This window comes from Sphingosinicella sp., from assembly GCF_013911755.1.
GTDB lineage: Bacteria > Pseudomonadota > Alphaproteobacteria > Sphingomonadales > Sphingomonadaceae > Sphingosinicella.
This window is the reverse complement of record NZ_JACESP010000019.1, coordinates 61591-76170: the sequence shown is the minus strand read 5'-3', so window position 1 is coordinate 76170 and position 14580 is coordinate 61591. Positions and strand designations below refer to the sequence as shown.

At 65.8% G+C, this 14580-nt stretch carries 26 protein-coding genes; 6 read left to right on the top strand and 20 right to left on the bottom strand.

The features are described 5' to 3' along the window. A partial coding sequence (locus H2052_RS13455; RefSeq protein ID WP_293782521.1) for a DNA recombination protein RmuC occupies positions 1 to 1020 on the top strand: 1020 nt, incomplete at its 5' end. Here the strand turns inward: H2052_RS13455 and H2052_RS13450 are convergent. The 7 genes from H2052_RS13450 to H2052_RS13420 are packed head-to-tail and all read right to left on the bottom strand — an operon-like array spanning position 1021 to position 6188. Further along, the gene (locus H2052_RS13450; RefSeq protein ID WP_293782519.1) at positions 1021 to 1821 is read right to left on the bottom strand and encodes an RNA methyltransferase; all 801 of its coding nucleotides are present in this window, start codon (positions 1819 to 1821) and stop codon (positions 1021 to 1023) included. Further along, the gene (locus H2052_RS13445) at positions 1821 to 2072 is read right to left on the bottom strand and encodes an HPr family phosphocarrier protein (protein ID WP_293782517.1); all 252 of its coding nucleotides are present in this window, start codon (positions 2070 to 2072) and stop codon (positions 1821 to 1823) included. Before H2052_RS13445 ends, H2052_RS13450 begins: the two co-directional genes overlap by 1 nt. A 53-nt stretch (positions 2073 to 2125) precedes the next feature. Then, positions 2126 to 2530, bottom strand: a complete 405-nt coding sequence (locus tag H2052_RS13440) for a PTS sugar transporter subunit IIA (RefSeq protein WP_293782515.1) — start codon at positions 2528 to 2530, stop codon at positions 2126 to 2128. After that, entirely contained in the window at positions 2527 to 3483 is a 957-nt protein-coding gene (rapZ, locus tag H2052_RS13435) for an RNase adapter RapZ (protein ID WP_293782513.1), read from the bottom strand. The genes H2052_RS13440 and rapZ overlap by 4 nt, the downstream gene beginning before the upstream one ends. An 8-nt stretch (positions 3484 to 3491) precedes the next feature. Then, positions 3492 to 3911, bottom strand: coding sequence for an aldolase (locus tag H2052_RS13430; protein ID WP_293782511.1), 420 nt, complete (start codon positions 3909 to 3911; stop codon positions 3492 to 3494). Continuing rightward, entirely contained in the window at positions 3908 to 5500 is a 1593-nt protein-coding gene (locus H2052_RS13425; protein WP_293782509.1) for a stimulus-sensing domain-containing protein, read from the bottom strand. Before H2052_RS13425 ends, H2052_RS13430 begins: the two co-directional genes overlap by 4 nt. Beyond that, positions 5469 to 6188, bottom strand: a complete 720-nt coding sequence (locus H2052_RS13420) for a response regulator transcription factor (protein ID WP_293782507.1) — start codon at positions 6186 to 6188, stop codon at positions 5469 to 5471. The genes H2052_RS13425 and H2052_RS13420 overlap by 32 nt, the downstream gene beginning before the upstream one ends. Before the next feature lie 140 nt (positions 6189 to 6328). Here H2052_RS13420 and H2052_RS13415 point away from each other — a divergent pair, with 140 nt between their 5' ends. From H2052_RS13415 to H2052_RS13400, 4 genes are all read left to right on the top strand, one after another. Beyond that, entirely contained in the window at positions 6329 to 7930 is a 1602-nt protein-coding gene (locus tag H2052_RS13415; protein WP_293782505.1) for a phosphoenolpyruvate carboxykinase, read from the top strand. Between the two features lie 75 nt (positions 7931 to 8005). Continuing rightward, positions 8006 to 8458 (top strand): hypothetical protein, encoded by a 453-nt coding sequence (locus H2052_RS13410; protein ID WP_293782503.1) that lies wholly within the window; start codon positions 8006 to 8008, stop codon positions 8456 to 8458. A gap of 10 nt (positions 8459 to 8468) precedes the next feature. Beyond that, positions 8469 to 9005 carry a J domain-containing protein gene (locus H2052_RS13405; RefSeq protein ID WP_293782501.1) on the top strand — a complete coding sequence of 179 codons (537 nt, stop codon included), beginning with the start codon at positions 8469 to 8471 and terminating at the stop codon, positions 9003 to 9005. 4 nt (positions 9006 to 9009) lie between these two features. Further along, positions 9010 to 9369: a nuclear transport factor 2 family protein gene (locus H2052_RS13400; RefSeq protein ID WP_293782499.1), complete on the top strand. Its 360-nt coding sequence runs from the start codon at positions 9010 to 9012 to the stop codon at positions 9367 to 9369. A 6-nt stretch (positions 9370 to 9375) separates the two neighbouring features. Here H2052_RS13400 and H2052_RS13395 read toward each other — a convergent pair whose 3' ends face one another. The 3 genes from H2052_RS13395 to H2052_RS13385 are packed head-to-tail and all read right to left on the bottom strand — an operon-like array spanning position 9376 to position 10666. Beyond that, positions 9376 to 9813, bottom strand: a complete 438-nt coding sequence (locus tag H2052_RS13395; protein WP_293782497.1) for a PaaI family thioesterase — start codon at positions 9811 to 9813, stop codon at positions 9376 to 9378. After that, positions 9810 to 10253 carry a PaaI family thioesterase gene (locus H2052_RS13390; protein ID WP_293782495.1) on the bottom strand — a complete coding sequence of 148 codons (444 nt, stop codon included), beginning with the start codon at positions 10251 to 10253 and terminating at the stop codon, positions 9810 to 9812. The genes H2052_RS13395 and H2052_RS13390 overlap by 4 nt, the downstream gene beginning before the upstream one ends. After that, positions 10250 to 10666: a SufE family protein gene (locus tag H2052_RS13385; protein ID WP_293782493.1), complete on the bottom strand. Its 417-nt coding sequence runs from the start codon at positions 10664 to 10666 to the stop codon at positions 10250 to 10252. Before H2052_RS13385 ends, H2052_RS13390 begins: the two co-directional genes overlap by 4 nt. A 209-nt stretch (positions 10667 to 10875) precedes the next feature. Between H2052_RS13385 and H2052_RS13380 the strand changes: the two genes are divergently transcribed. Continuing rightward, positions 10876 to 11166 (top strand): zf-TFIIB domain-containing protein, encoded by a 291-nt coding sequence (locus tag H2052_RS13380; RefSeq protein WP_293782491.1) that lies wholly within the window; start codon positions 10876 to 10878, stop codon positions 11164 to 11166. A gap of 22 nt (positions 11167 to 11188) precedes the next feature. Here the strand turns inward: H2052_RS13380 and H2052_RS13375 are convergent, their stop codons facing one another. From H2052_RS13375 to H2052_RS13330, 10 genes are all read right to left on the bottom strand, one after another. Further along, positions 11189 to 11419, bottom strand: coding sequence for a hypothetical protein (locus H2052_RS13375; RefSeq protein WP_293782529.1), 231 nt, complete (start codon positions 11417 to 11419; stop codon positions 11189 to 11191). A 16-nt stretch (positions 11420 to 11435) separates the two neighbouring features. Continuing rightward, positions 11436 to 11669 carry a hypothetical protein gene (locus H2052_RS13370; protein ID WP_293782489.1) on the bottom strand — a complete coding sequence of 78 codons (234 nt, stop codon included), beginning with the start codon at positions 11667 to 11669 and terminating at the stop codon, positions 11436 to 11438. A gap of 33 nt (positions 11670 to 11702) precedes the next feature. After that, the gene (locus tag H2052_RS13365; protein WP_293782487.1) at positions 11703 to 12029 is read right to left on the bottom strand and encodes a hypothetical protein; all 327 of its coding nucleotides are present in this window, start codon (positions 12027 to 12029) and stop codon (positions 11703 to 11705) included. A 19-nt stretch (positions 12030 to 12048) separates the two neighbouring features. Next, positions 12049 to 12336, bottom strand: coding sequence for a hypothetical protein (locus H2052_RS13360; protein WP_293782485.1), 288 nt, complete (start codon positions 12334 to 12336; stop codon positions 12049 to 12051). A gap of 29 nt (positions 12337 to 12365) precedes the next feature. Then, positions 12366 to 12671, bottom strand: coding sequence for a hypothetical protein (locus H2052_RS13355; protein ID WP_293782483.1), 306 nt, complete (start codon positions 12669 to 12671; stop codon positions 12366 to 12368). Between the two features lie 24 nt (positions 12672 to 12695). Beyond that, positions 12696 to 13076: an envelope stress response membrane protein PspC gene (gene pspC / locus H2052_RS13350; RefSeq protein WP_293782481.1), complete on the bottom strand. Its 381-nt coding sequence runs from the start codon at positions 13074 to 13076 to the stop codon at positions 12696 to 12698. Positions 13077 to 13101: 25 nt separating this feature from the next. Further along, on the bottom strand, positions 13102 to 13293 hold the full coding sequence (locus tag H2052_RS13345) for a PspC domain-containing protein (protein ID WP_293782479.1): 192 nt from the start codon (positions 13291 to 13293) through the stop codon (positions 13102 to 13104). After that, complete coding sequence (pspB, locus tag H2052_RS13340) at positions 13290 to 13580, bottom strand: envelope stress response membrane protein PspB (protein ID WP_293782477.1); 291 nt, start codon at positions 13578 to 13580, stop codon at positions 13290 to 13292. Before pspB ends, H2052_RS13345 begins: the two co-directional genes overlap by 4 nt. A gap of 3 nt (positions 13581 to 13583) precedes the next feature. Continuing rightward, complete coding sequence (gene pspA / locus H2052_RS13335) at positions 13584 to 14255, bottom strand: phage shock protein PspA (RefSeq protein WP_293782475.1); 672 nt, start codon at positions 14253 to 14255, stop codon at positions 13584 to 13586. An 88-nt stretch (positions 14256 to 14343) separates the two neighbouring features. Next, positions 14344 to 14520 (bottom strand): hypothetical protein, encoded by a 177-nt coding sequence (locus H2052_RS13330; RefSeq protein WP_293782473.1) that lies wholly within the window; start codon positions 14518 to 14520, stop codon positions 14344 to 14346. Between the last annotated feature and the right edge of the window lie 60 nt (positions 14521 to 14580).

Here is a 14580-nt window from a genome sequence, read left to right as displayed (position 1 = left end):
GAGGAAACGCTCAAGCGCCACCGCGAAGCAGCGAGCGACGGGCTGGAGAAGAACCGGGTGGCGCTCACCGAGCTTCTGCAGCCGGTGAAGGAAACCCTCACCCGCTACGAGACCAGTCTCAAGGAGATCGAGGCGGCGCGGCACGGCGCCTACGAGGGGCTGCGGGAACAGATCGGCCTGATGCGCGAGGGGCAGGAAAAGGTTTCCGGCGAGGCTGCGCGCCTCGTCCACGCGCTCCGCAATGCGCCCAAGGCGCGCGGCCGCTGGGGCGAGCACCAGCTGCGCCGCGTCCTCGAAATGGCGGGTCTGTCGTCACAGGTCGATTTCGCCGAGGAGGTATCGGTCGATACGGTAGACGGTCGCCTGCGGCCCGACGCGGTCATTAAGCTTCCGGGCGGCAAGTCGCTGGTCATCGACGCGAAGTGTTCGCTCGTCGCCTATCAGGACGCGGTCGATTCGGCGGACGAGGGCGAACGGACGCGGCATCTGAAGATCCATGCCGCCACGATTCGTGGCCATGTCGGGGCGCTGTCGCGCAAGGCGTACTGGGGACAGTTCGAATCGACGCCGGACTTCGTCATCATGTTCATCCCCGGCGAGAATTTCCTCGCCGCCGCGCTGGAGGCCGACCACGATCTGTTCGAGGCGGCCTTCGCCCAGAAGATTTTGCTGGCTTCACCCACCAACCTCATCGCCATCGCGCGGACCGTGGCGATGGTGTGGCGGCAGGAAAAGATCGAGGAGCAGGCGCGCGACATCGCCGCGCTCGGCAAGGAGCTTTACGAGCGTCTCGCAACGATGGGCGGTCATGTTGGCCGGCTTGGCAAGAATCTCGAAACCGCGACGAGCGCCTACAACGCCTTCGTCGGCAGCCTCGAAAGCCAGGTGCTGACCTCGGCGCAGCGCTTCCGCGACCTGTCGATCGAACCGCCGAAGAAGGAGATCGAGCGCTTGCCGGTCATCGAGGCCACGCCGCGCGCGCTCACGAAGCTGATGCCGCCTGCGGAAGCCGCCGAGTAGCTACCGCCGCCGCTGGTTCAGCACCTCGTAGAGCATCACAGCGCAGCTGACCGCGACGTTCAGCGAATCGGCCTTGCCGCGCATCGGGATCTTTACCAGCACGTCGCAGGCGGCTTCGTAGTCCTCCGGCAGGCCGTGCTGTTCGTTGCCCATCAGGATGAAGGTCGGCGCCTCGTAGCGCACGTCCTGATAGTCGTGCGTGGTGCGCAGGCTGGTGCCGACAAGCATGCCCGGCCCGGCGCGCAGCCATTCGAAGAAGGCCGTGCCGGTCGTCTGCACGATCGGCTGCGTGAACAGCGCCCCCATTGATGCGCGTACGGCCTCGACCGACCATGGGTCGCAGCTCTGGTCGAGCAGGATCAGTCCGCCCGCGCCGACGGCATCGTTCGTGCGCAGGATCGTGCCGAGGTTGCCCGGGTCCTTCAGCGACTGGCACACGGTCCAGAGGTCGGCGGCGTTCCGGTCGAGGTCTTCCAGCCGGGCTTCCGGGATCGGGAACACGCCGACGAGCGCCTGGGGATTGTCCTTGCCGGTGATCTTGTGAAGGATCTCGCGCGGCACCTCGATCGCCTCGCCGCCCGCCGCCTCGCACTGTGCGATGAGCCGCCGGAGCAGCGCGTGCTCCGCCAGGTCCTCGGCGAAAACGAGCGTTTCGGCGATGTACCCCGCCTCCGCCGCTTCCGCGACGATGCGCATCCCTTCCGCCATGAAGCGGCCTTCCGCGCGGCGGTATTTCTTCTGTTCGAGCGACCGGATGCGTTTGATCGTCTCGTTGGAAAAGCTGGTGATGCGACGGGGCATTATTCCTCGCCGAAGCGGTCCTCGACGAGCTTTACCAACGCGGCGAGCGCAGCGTCTGCGTCGGGTCCGCTCGCGATGATCTCGATTTCGTCGCCGGGGCTCGCGGCCAGCATCATCAGACCCATGATCGACGTGCCGGTGACGCGCTGGCCATCCTTCTCCACCGTGACGGCGGCGGCGAACTCCGAGGTCAGCGTCACGAACTTGGCGCTGGCACGCGCATGGAGCCCGCGCTTGTTGCGGATGAGCACGCGCTGGCGGACGGCGACCTCGTCGCCGACCGGAACGCCGTCGGTGTCGTCGCTCAGGCGACCTCTCCCAGAATCTTCGATGCAACGGAGATGTATTTGCGTCCTGCTTCCTGCGCCGCCGCCACTGCATCGGCGAGCTTCATTTCGCCGCGCACGCTGGCGAGACGGATCAGCATGGGCAGGTTGACCCCGGCGATCACCTCCACATGGCCGCCCGAAAGCAGCGAGATCGCGAGGTTGGACGGCGTCCCACCGAACATGTCGGTGAGGATAACCACGCCGCGCCCGGCGTCCACCGCCTTCACCGCACCCGCGATGTCGGCGCGGCGCACCTCCATATCGTCATCGGCGTCGATACAGATCGACGCGACATTCTTCTGGGGGCCGACCACGTGCTCCATGGCCGCGACGAATTCAGCCGCAAGCCGCCCGTGCGTCACCAGCACAATACCGATCATGCGGGCAGTCTCTCTCCATGATCCGAAAGCGCGAAGCCTTCGGCCTCCACGCCCTCGCTGTGCCCGCTCATGTCGCGGTGCACGATGTTCAACGTATAGCCGGCGGCCCTTATCGCTTCGGCAAGGCGTTCGGCAACAAAAACCGAGCGGTGGCGGCCGCCGGTGCATCCGATGGCGATGGTAAGATACGCCTTGCCCTCGCGCCGGTAGCTGGGGATCAGCGACAGTACGAGGCCGGAAATCCGTTCAAAAGCATCAGTATAGGCTGGATCGGCAGCGACGTAGTGCCCCACGGCCCCGTCCTTTCCCGTCAGCGGCCGCAGGTGCGGCTGCCAGTGCGGGTTGGCGAGGAATCGCATGTCGAACACCATGTCGGCGTCGCGCGGCAGGCCGCGCGCGAATCCGAATGACATCACGGTCAGCGTCAGCTCGCCCCGCAGGTGCCGGGCGAATTTCTCGCGAATCGTGCGCCGGAGGTCGTGGACGCTGAAGTCGGTGGTGTCGATGACGATGTCGGCCCAGCGCCGGAGCGGCGCCATCACCTCGCGTTCGCGCGCGATGCCGTCCGCCGCCGGGCGGTCGAGCGCCAGCGGATGCCGGCGGCGCGTTTCGGAAAAGCGGCGTACGAGCTCACCGCCCGCGCAATCGACGAACAGCACGCGCGCATCGATGCCGTGTTCGCGCATCGACTTGATGTGCGAAACGACCGATTCGGCATCGAACGCGTGCGTGCGCGCGTCGATGCCCACCGCGAGCGGCCGGTCCGAATCACTGCCCGTCACCGCCTTGTCGTGAACCGCGAGCAGGCGCTTCAGTAGCGAAAGCGGCAGGTTGTCGACGACCTCGAAGCCGTTGTCCTCAAGCGCTTTCAGCGCCGTCGAGCGCCCAGCACCGGACATGCCCGTAACGAGCAGCAAAGGCGCGTGGGGAACGTCGGGTTCGGCATTGGCCATCGTGCCCCCTAATCTAGTGGTGTTGGACAGCCGCTCAAGAGCAGTTCGACCTTGAGGGGTGCGCTGATTTCGCGCGGATCGAGTGCGGCGAGCGGCACGGTGACGCCGCAGAGCACGCGCAGCCGCGCTTCCGGCAGCCGTTCGGGCGCCGAATCGAGGTCGATGATGAGTGCGACGGGCATGTTTTCTGCGAAGGGCATCGTCACGATGCCGACGCCGCGCACCTCGATTCGCCCCGCGATCGTGATGGGCGGCGAAGCAAGCAGGCACGCGTCCCGCACGGTAAGTTCGACCTGATCGTCCGCGACGAGCACGGCGCCCCGGTCGATCAGCCGCAGCGCGAGATCGGATTTCCCCGCTCCGGATGCACCGGTTAGCAGCACCGCCTTGCCGCCGATGGAAACAGCGGTGGCGTGAATGCGTGTCATTGCGTGGCGGGCAAGCTGACTGTGAACCGCGCGCCCTTCACCTCGCCGCGCTCGATGCGGTTTTCGGCGGCGATGGTGCCGTCGTGCGCCTCGACGATGGCCTTGGCGATGGCGAGCCCGAGGCCGGAGTGCTTGCCGAACGCCTCGCCCTCCGGCCGCTCCGAATAGAAGCGCTCGAAGATGCGGTTGGTGCCTTCGGCGGGCAGGCCGGGGCCATCATCGTCGACGCGCATCAGCACGCGCTCTCCGACGCGCGCCACCGTCACCTGCACGAGGCCGCCCGAAGGCGAGAAGCTTATCGCGTTGTCGATGAGGTTGCGGGCGACCTGCGCGAGGCGGCTGCCGTCGCCGTTCACCACCGCCGATCCGAACTGCGGGCGGGCGAACGCCAGCGTCACGCCCGCGGTGGCCGGCTGCGTCTCGTAGATGCTCATCAAGGTCGCGAGCATGACGCCGAGGTCAATCCGCTCGAAGCGCACGCGGCTGAGTTCCGCATCAAGGCGCGAAGCGTCGGAGATGTCGGAAATCAGCCGATCGATGCGCTGCACGTCGTCGCGCACGACGGTGAGCAGGCGGGCGGAAAGCTCCGGGTCCTTCACGTTCCCCATCGCATCCACGGCGGAGCGCAGCGAAGCGAGCGGGTTCTTGATCTCGTGCGCGACATCGGCGGCGAAGGCCTCCGTCGCGTCGATGCGGGCGCGGAGCGCGGCGGTCATGTCCGAAAGCGTGCGGGAAAGTGCGCCGATCTCGTCACGGCGCTTCTGGAAGCGCGGGATCGTCACCTCACGCGCGCGGCCCAGCCGCACGCGCTGAGCGGCGATCGCGAGACGGCGCAGCGGCCGCACGATCGTGCGCGCAAGGAAGCTCGACAGCAGCAGCGAGAGCAGCAGCACGCCGAGGAAGATCACGAACAATGTCAGCCGCTCGTCGCGCACCCCGCGCGTCACGTCGCGGGCATCGGTCGTCATGTGCAGAACGCTGCCGTCGCCGAGCGGCGCGGCGGCGGTGATGATGATCGTGCGGTCCGGGGCGAAGCGGATCGTTGTCGCGACCGCGTTGCGGCCCAGCGCCGTTTCCGCTTCCGGCCACGCCCGGCGTGCGTCCGGGGCGGGCTCGGCGAAGGTCTCGAACTGCCGTGCGCCGACCGCGCCTTCGATGATGCGGTCGAGGAAGCGAGCGATGTCCTTGCGCAGCGGCTCCGCATTGGGATCGCGAAGCGTGAACGTGGGTCCCGTGAGCGCCCAGCTATCGAGCGCGCGCGCGCCTTCGGCGTCGTAGATGCGCAGGCGCGCGCCGGTGATCTTCCCGAAGCGCTCCAGCATCGGTGCGAGTCGGTCCGGCGCCTGCAGCATCCGCTCGGAAATCGCGGCGGCCATCAGATTCGCCGCGATGCCGGCCTCTTCGGCGCGGCGTTCGAGCATGCGTTCGCGGAAGCTGTCGAGGTAGATGATGCCGCCAGCGAGCATCAGCACTGCGAACATGTTGACGGCGAGAATCCGCGCCGTCAGCGACCAGCCGCGCGACCACCGGAGCTGGGTGTCGTCGCGCGTGCCTTCGCTATTCCTCGTCAAAGCGGTAGCCGACGCCATACAGGGTCTCGATCGCCTCGAACGTCGAATCGACCGCGCGGAATTTCTTTCTCAGCCGTTTGATATGGCTGTCGATGGTGCGGTCGTCGACGTAGACGTCGTCCTGATAGGCGGCATCCATCAGCTGATCGCGCGACTTCACGAAGCCGGGGCGCATGGCGAGCGTTTCGAGGATCAGGAACTCGGTGACGGTGAGCTGCACCTCCTTGCCGTCCCACATCACGCGATGGCGGCCGGTATCCATCGAGAGCCGGCCGCGCGTCAGCGTGCGGGCTTCCTCCTCCTCGGCGTTTTCGCCCGCGGGCTGGGCGCGGTTCTGCGCGCGTCGCAGTACGGCGCGGATACGCTCGATCAGCAGCCGCTGGCTGAAAGGCTTGCCGATATAGTCGTCGGCGCCCATCGCAAGGCCGAGCGCCTCGTCGATCTCGGTGTCCTTGGAGGTGAGGAAGATCACCGGCAGGTTCGATTTCTCGCGCAGCTTCAGCAGCAGCTCCATGCCGTCCATGCGCGGCATCTTGATGTCGAGCACGGCAAGGTCGGGCGGATTGTCGGTCAGTGCCTTCAGCGCGCTCGCCCCGTCGGAATAGACGCGGACGGTGTACCCTTCGGACTGCAACGCGATCGAGACCGAGGTCAGGATGTTGCGGTCGTCGTCGACAAGGGCGATCGTTGCGGGCGCGGATGACATGGAATGATCACCTAAACGAACGGGAATCACGGCGCAAATCGGATCGCACTTAACGCCAACTTTGCATTTTTTGACGTATCGCGCGCGAATCGTGTAGGGGCTCCCGCAAAAGAGCCCGCCCGAATCCTTGAGGAGTGAACATGACCGCGTCCCCGATTCCCGCCTTCACCCTTGATAAACAGGGCATTACCACCGGGGCGGAGCTTCACTGGAACCTGGGCACCGCCCCGCTCATCGAAAAGGCCGTGGCGCGCGAGGAAGGCCTCCTTTCCCAGCACGGCGCGTTCGTCGTGAAGACCGGCAAGCACACGGGCCGTTCCGCGAAGGACAAGTTCACGGTCGAGGACGCGAAGACGCAGGACACGATCTGGTTCAACGGCGGCAACCAGAAGATGAGCCCCGAGCACTTCGCCGCGCTCAAGGCCGATTTTCTGGCCGCGCTCGGTGAAAAGAAAACGCTGTTCGTGCAGGACCTCTACGGCGGTTCGCAGCCGGAATACCGCGTGCGCGTGCGCGTCATCAACGAGCTTGCGTGGCACAATCTCTTCATCCGCACGCTGCTCGTCCGTCCGGGCGTCGATGAGCTCCCCGGCTTCGTGCCCGAGTTCACGATCATCGACCTGCCGAGCTTCCGCGCCGATCCGGCGCGCCACGGCTGCCGCACCGAAACGGTGATTGCGGTCAACTTCACCGAAAAGCTCATCCTCATCGGCGGCACCGCTTATGCCGGGGAGATGAAGAAGTCGGTGTTCGGTCTCCTCAACTATATGCTTCCCGAGCAGGGCGTGATGCCCATGCACTGCAGCGCCAACATCGGCAGCGACGGGACGAGCGCGGTGTTCTTCGGGCTTTCGGGCACGGGCAAGACGACGCTCTCCGCCGACGCCTCGCGCACGCTCATCGGCGACGACGAGCACGGCTGGTCGGACACGGCGGTCTTCAACTTCGAAGGCGGCTGCTACGCCAAGGTCATCAACCTCTCGGCTGAAGCCGAGCCCGAGATCTTCGCGACGACGCGCCGTTTCGGCACGGTGCTTGAAAACGTCGTGATCGATCCGGTCACCCGCGTGATCGACCTTCACGACAACAGCCTCGCCGAGAACAGCCGGGGCTCCTACCCGATCGACTTCATCCCGAACGCGTCTGAGAAGAACCTCGGCCCCGTGCCGAAGAACATCATCTTCCTCACCGCCGACGCCTACGGCGTGCTGCCGCCGATCGCGAAGCTGACGCCCGAGCAGGCGATGTACCACTTCCTGTCGGGCTACACGGCGCGCGTCGCGGGCACCGAGATCGGCGTCACCGAGCCGAGCGCGACCTTCTCCACCTGCTTCGGCGCGCCGTTCATGCCGCGCCACCCGAGCGTCTACGGCAACCTCCTCAAGGAACGCATCGCCAAGGGCGGGGTCGATTGCTGGCTGGTCAACACCGGCTGGACGGGCGGCGCCTACGGCACCGGCCACCGTATGCCCATCAAGGCGACGCGCGCGCTTCTGAACGCCGCGCTCGATGGCAGCCTCAAGGGCGCGAACTTCGTCACCGACCCGTTCTTCGGCTTCCAGGTGCCGACCGAAGTGCCGGGCGTCGACAGCGCCATCCTGAACCCACGCGAAACATGGGCGGACAAGGCCGCGTACGATGCGCAAGCCCGCAAGCTGGTCGGGCTGTTCATCGACAATTTCGCCCAATTCTCGGATCACGTGGACGAAGGCGTTCGGCAGGCGGCCCCCAAGGCGGCCTGACACCGAACCCAGGACAAGCTCAAAAGCGCGTCGGTCCCCGTGGCCGGCGCGCTTCTTTTTTTGTGGAGATGACAAATGGATGCCCATGAGCCGAGGCCCTTCGCTGACGCTGCCGCTGTGCGCCGTATCGGCGAAGGCTTGCTCGCGCGCACGCTGCCCCGTGCCGACTGGACGCACGAGGCGCACCTCGCGGCCTGCCTGTGGCTGGTCCGTGAGCGGCCGGACATCGACCTGCCGCGCGAACTGCCCGGCATCATCGCGCGCTACAACGTATCAGTCGGCGGCGTGAACGACGATACGCAGGGCTATCACGAGACGCTTACGCAGCTCTATATTGCGGGCGTGCGCGCCTTCGCGGCCCGGCACGCCGTGCTGGGCCTCGCCGAAGCGGTGAATGCACTGCTCGCCGCACCGGAAGGGCGCCGCGACTGGCCGCTTGGCTTCTACAGCCGGGATCGGCTGTTTTCTGTGGAGGCGCGGCGGAATTTCGTCGCGCCCGATCTGGCGCCGCTGCCGACGCTCGCTTAACTAGGACATCATGGCCAGACAGACTCGCAAAGACGATTGGGGTTTCCCCCGCTGGCGCAGCTACGGCGGCGCGCGCGAGGCGGTGAACGTGCGTCTGTGCGATCGGCATGGCTGCACGGCCCCCGGCGATCGGCCCGCGCCCAAATCCCCCAACAGCCCCGAACGCTGGTTCTTCTGCGAGGTCCACGCCGCGGAATACAACAAGAACTGGAACTACTTCGAGGGGCTAACCAAAGAGGAAGCGGCCGCGCGCGAACAGGCGGAGCGCGGCGACACCGCGTTCGAACAGGCGCGCCACTGGCAATGGACCGGACCCGGCGACGGCAGCCGCACACGCGGCGAACTTGATGCGCTCCGCGCGCTCGAGCTGGAGGACGATGCCGATTTCGAGGCGGTGAAGCGCGCTTACCGCCGGCTCGCCAAGCAGTATCACCCGGATCGCAACCAGGACGACAAGGCGGCGGCGCGACAATTCCACGCCGTGCAGGCCGCCTACGAAGTGCTGCGCCGCGCCGAAGAGGGCAAGAGCTGGAAAGGCGGCGACTGAGCGCATGGGCGGACCGGGCTGGACGGATTTTGCGGCGAAGTGGTGTGCGGACTGGAACGCGCGCGATGTCGAGCGCGTGCTCGCGCATTTCCACGATGATGCCGTGTTCACGTCGCCGCTCGCCGCCCAGCGGGTTCCGGAGTCGGGCGGCACGGTGCGCGGCAAAGCCGCACTTCGTGCCTATTGGACCGGGGGCGTGCGTGCCGTGCCCGATCTGCACTTCACGATCGAAGGCGTCTTTGGCGGCGTTGATACGGTGACGATCCTCTATCGTAACCAGGCTGGACTTCGCGTGACCGAGACGCTTCGGTTCGATGGGGACAAGGTGCGCGAAGGCTACGCCGCCTACGAAGTGGCAGTCTAAGACCCGCTATTCTCGGACCAGCATCACGTTCATGTGCGCGGAGGCGACGGGCGCGCTCCGATCTCCCTGCCATGCCTCGGCCCGCACGTTGGCGATGCGGCGGCCCATGCGCGTGACGATCGCGGCGGCGTATGTGGTCTCGCAGGCGGCGGCGCGGAGATAATCGACGGTGACGTTGATGGGTTTGACGCCCGGTGCGGTCTCCTCGCGGCCGAGCACATGGACGAGCTGCGCGATCGAGGCGATTTCGAGCAGCCCGGCGACGGTGCCGCCGTGCAGCCGGTTCGGCGCGCCGATCAGGTCTTTGGAGAAGGGCATGATGATGACGATGCCGTCCGCATCGCGCCGGTAGCTGAGGCCGAGTGTGCGGGCGTAGGGCAGCGAGGACAGCGGGCCTTCGTCGGGGGCGCCCAGAAGCTCGCGGACCAGCGTGTCGAAGTTCATGACTTCGCGCCCGCGGTGAACATGTAGCTCGCCGTCATCAGTGCTACGGGGTCGTCCGGGTCGCCGTCGTGCGCGATGCCCTTCACGAATGCGACCGCGCGGGTCAGCTTCGTCACTTCGGCGCGTCCGATCACGGTCTTGCCGGGTTCCGCCGGGCGCAGGTAGTCGATCCGCAGGTCGAGCGTCGCCTGCCGCACCATGCGCTTCGATTTCGCGACCACCGCCATGCCGCCCACCGAATCCATCAGCGAGAAGATCGCGCCGGAGGCAATGATGCCGGGTGCGCCATCGTCGCCCGGATAGGCGACGAGATGTTCGGCGTAGGGCAGGGTGAGTTCCGCCCAATTGTCGCCGATGGCGCGAAAGCCGAGGCCGAGCGCCTTCACGTGCGGCACGAAATTGAGAAAACCGTCAACGATGGGTTTCAGGAGGATGTTCATGCTGCAAGCCGCGCGGCGGTTTCGCGAATGAGCGCGATCATGTTGGGAATGCCCTGCGTGCGGTTCGACGACAGGTGCTTCGACAGCGCGAACGGGGCGAGGCGGTCCGCGATGTCCATCGCCAGCACCTCTTCAGCGGTGCGGTCCTGCACCAGCGTCAGGATCAGCGCGACGATGCCCTTGGTGATCGCGGCGTCGCTGTCGGCGAGGAAGTGCAGGCGGCCCTTCTCGGCCGTGGTCGGATACACCCAGACGCTCGCCGAGCAGCCGCGCACCTTGGTGGCGTCGGTCTTCAGCGCGTCTGGCATCGGCTCCAGCGCCTTGCCGAGGTCAATGAGCAGCCGGTAGCGCTCGTCGGGCTCGTCGAGGATTTCGAAATCGTCGCGGATGGTGTCGAAGTCGGGTAGCGTCATTGTGCCGAGACTTGGGCGAGGCGGCCCGCCGCGTCAAGCTGAAGGGGCAGGCGGGTCTTGAAAGCGCGGCGGAGTGCGCTCATGTGAAGCGCGCGGGCCGGGCCCCTCTGGCGGTCGTCATCTCTGGCGACCTGCGATGTCGGACCGCATCGAGCCATCTCGATGCCGGTCGCTTGTGATTGGCATTCGTACAGGAGGAGAGACCGAAGATGACCAATCCCGCCGCCGGAATGCCGTGCCCCGTGTGCAAGGTGCCGCTCGTGATGAGTGAGCGTCAGGGCGTGGAGATCGATTATTGCCCGCAGTGCCGGGGCGTCTGGCTCGACCGCGGCGAGCTGGACAAGATTCTCGAAAGAAGCACCCGGGATGCCGCGCCGTCCGAGGCGCCGCGCGTTGCCATGCCCCCGCAGGGTGATGATCGCTATGCGCGTGAGCACAAGCCCTACGGCTACGGCTATGGGAAAAAGCGGAAATCGTTCCTCGAAGAACTGTTCGACTGAGGCTCGGCGACAGGCGCCGGCGTCAGTAGTCGACGCCGGCGGCGATCGCTTCGAGTTTGCGCACACGTTCCTTGAGGTCGGCGACATCGATCCGGCCGGACACGGGCGGACCTGCAGCGACGGGGCCGATTCCGAGTTCGGCGCGCTTCAGTTCAAGCCAGCCCTTCCAGCACCACGCGGCGATGCCGGCAATCATGCCGAGCCCCAATATGGCCCCGGCGGTGATGACGATCAGACTTTCAAATCCGGGCATGTCCGTCACTCCCTTCTTACCGATCGCGCCCGAGCGCGTCGATTTCGTCAGCCAGCAGCCGGCTCCTGTCCGTTGCCAGCCGTTCCAGCGTTGCGATGCGGTCCTTCAGGTTGCCGATCTCGCCGCGCAGGCGGTCGTTTTCGAGTTCGGCATCGGGCCGTTCGCGGCCCTTCTGCTTCATGTACTGAAGGATGATCTTGCCGAACACGGAGATGGCAACGACCAGAACCACCATTTCGAACACGTGCATCGCTTGGTCTTTCCCTAATGGCTTGGTGCGGGCTCAGTTCTTCGTGCCGCGAAGCTGCTCGATCTCGTTTTCCAGCCTGAACGAACCATCGGTGACGATGCGTTCGACCGTGGCGAGCCGGTCCTTGACGCTGCCGAGTTCGGCGCGGAGCTGGACGTTTTCGTTGGTCAGCAGAGTGATCCGTTCCTGCGCCTCGGTCGAAACCTTGGGGTGCACGGCCATGCCCCACGCGTTCTCCAGCGGGTAGCCGTGCTTGATGCGCATCCAGGTCGTGAACACCCACCCGGCGATGCCGAGCGCGCCGAGCGCAAGGCCGCCGCCGACGATCCAGGGGAGATAGGGGTAGATGAAGATGTCCATGATCCTGTCCCTTTTTTGCTCAGGCCCTCAGGGCCTCAATTTCGTCGGCGAGCCGCGTGGAGCGGTCGATCGCCAGGCGTTCCAGCGTTGCCAGCCGTTCGCGCACGTCCTCCATCTGGGTGATGAGGGCGGCGTTCTCGGCAGCGAGTCGGCGCGTTTCCAGTTCGCGTTCGAAGCTGAACACCGGTGTCTCGGCGGGCGCTTCGGCAGGCTCGCCTGCCGCACCGCGGCGGCTGCACACCTGCACCAGCCACATGCCGGCGGCTCCGGCGAGGAGACCGATCAGAAATCCGACTTCGGCAGGCATGGTTCACGTTCCCCCTGTCTTGCCTCGCGCTAGCGAAGGTTCTCGATCTCGTCAGAGAGCCTGCGCGACTTGTCTGTCGCGATGCGCTCCAGAACCCCGATGCGCTCTTCGAGCCGGGCGATCTGCCCCTTCATCTCCGCATTCTCGTTCGCCAGCAGTTCGGTCTTACGGGTCACCGCAAGGCTGTCACCCGGTCCGCCGTTCTTGTGAGTGGTGCCCCACAATTCGTTCTCGACCGGATAGCCATGACGTGCGCGGATCCATGTGCTGATCAGCCAGCCGCCCGTGCTGATGGCGATGATGGCGAGTACGAAAACCGGTGAACCCCAATCCATGGCGATGTGTCCCTTCGCTGCAGCCTAGCGCAGGCTGTCGATCTCGTCGGCAAGCCGGGTGTTCTGCGACGTATAGTGCCGCTCGACATGCGCGAGGCGGCGGTCGATGTCGCGGAAGCTGGCGTGAACGTCGCGGATCGAGCGGCTCGGCGCGATGCGCACCTTCTGCCAGAACTTCTGGTCGGCCACGCTTTCGCCATAGAATTCGGAGGGCTTGTCCTCCGCCATCCAGCCTATGACGAGATAGGCGATGGGGATGAGCGGACCGGCCGCGAACATCGTCATCAGCACCGCACCCACGCGCCACCAGAGCACGTCGACGCCGGTGAAATCCGCAAGTCCGGCGCAGACGCCCAGCCACTTCTTTTCGCGCTTGTTGAGGTAGAATTTGGTGCGGCTGGACATCGGTGCCTCCCGTGTTCGGATCGTATCAGGCGTCGTGGGTGCGCGGCTGGGCGAGCCAGGCAATGAGCAGGTAGATGATCGGCAGTATGCCGAACCCGACGATGGTGCCGAAGACGGCGCCAAGCCGCCACCAAAGCACATCGGTCCTGGTCATTTTTGCAAAGCCGGCGCAGACGCCGAGGAAGATGGCGTTTTTCTTGTCGAGTGCGAAGCTCATTTCAGCCTCCTGATGTCAGCAGTGCGTGTGTCTTCAAGGCGCTCGCCGACCGGGCTTCCCGCGGCGATGTGGCGCCAGTTGGGGTTGTCGACCGACATAATGCGCTCGATCGTCTGTAGCCGGTCTTCAAGGCGGAGGGCCGCCTGGTGAAGGTCGTCGAGCATCCGCTCGTCCTCGATCGACAGGCTGCGGTTCTGCTTGGATTTCATCCGGTAGTGCAGGAACAGCCAAGGCATACCGATGAAGATGGCGAGGATCGCGATAAGCGGGACGATAGCTTCGGCCATGGATCAACCCTCCTGCTTCTGTGCCATTCTGCTCTTCAGCGCGGCGAGCTCGGCCTCGACGGCGTCGTCGGTGCGCAGATCGGCGATCTGCATCTCCAGAGTGCGCGTCTCGCCGAGTGCGAGCGCGTCCACCTGGCCTTCGGCGTAGTCGACGCGGCGTTCCAGCACCTCGAAGCGTGAGAAGGCCTCGTCTACCTTCGGGCCGCGCAGCAGGCTGCGCATCCGCACCCGGTTGTTCGCCGTCTCAAGCCGCGACAGCAGCGCCGATTGGCGTGTGCGTGCCTCGCGAAGCTTGCTTTCCAACTTCTGGATGTCGCCTTCGTAGTGGGAGAGCTGTTCGTCGAGCAGATCGACCTCGGCCTGCAGCTGGGCGCCGCTGCCGCTCATCTTCTGCTTTTCCAGCAGCGCCGCCTTCGCGAGATCCTCGCGGCCCTTGGACAGCGCCAGTTCAGCCTTTTCGGCCCACGTCGCCTGCGCCTGATCCAGTTTCATGATCGTGCGGCGCATTTCCTTCTGGTCGGCGATGGTGCGGGCTGCGGATGCGCGGACTTCCACGAGCGTCTCTTCCATCTCCATGATGATCATGCGGATCATCTTCGCCGGGTCTTCGGCGCGGTCGAGAAGGTCGGTGACGTTTGCGGCGATGATGTCGCGCGTCCTCGAGAAAATGCCCATCTGGTCGGAACTCCTGAAGTTGAAGGTGGCGGCCGGAGCGGGAGGGGACTGGGGGGATCCGCTCCGGCCGCTGGACGCTGCGGTCCGATCAGTAAACGATCGGTGCGCTCGTCGAAACCGAAACGATCTGGACCTGGGCGAGCTTGGCCGGGGCTTCGGCGCGAGCGGGGCCCGCTGCGGCGAAGAGGAAGACCGAGCTGACCGCGACGGCACCGACGGTGCAGAAGAGGGTCCGGAAAACGTTGCTGTTGGCCTGCGTAAGCATTGATGCCTCCTGTGTTGAACTGTTGCTTTCAAATCCGTTGCCCGATGTTCAGCAAGGGCC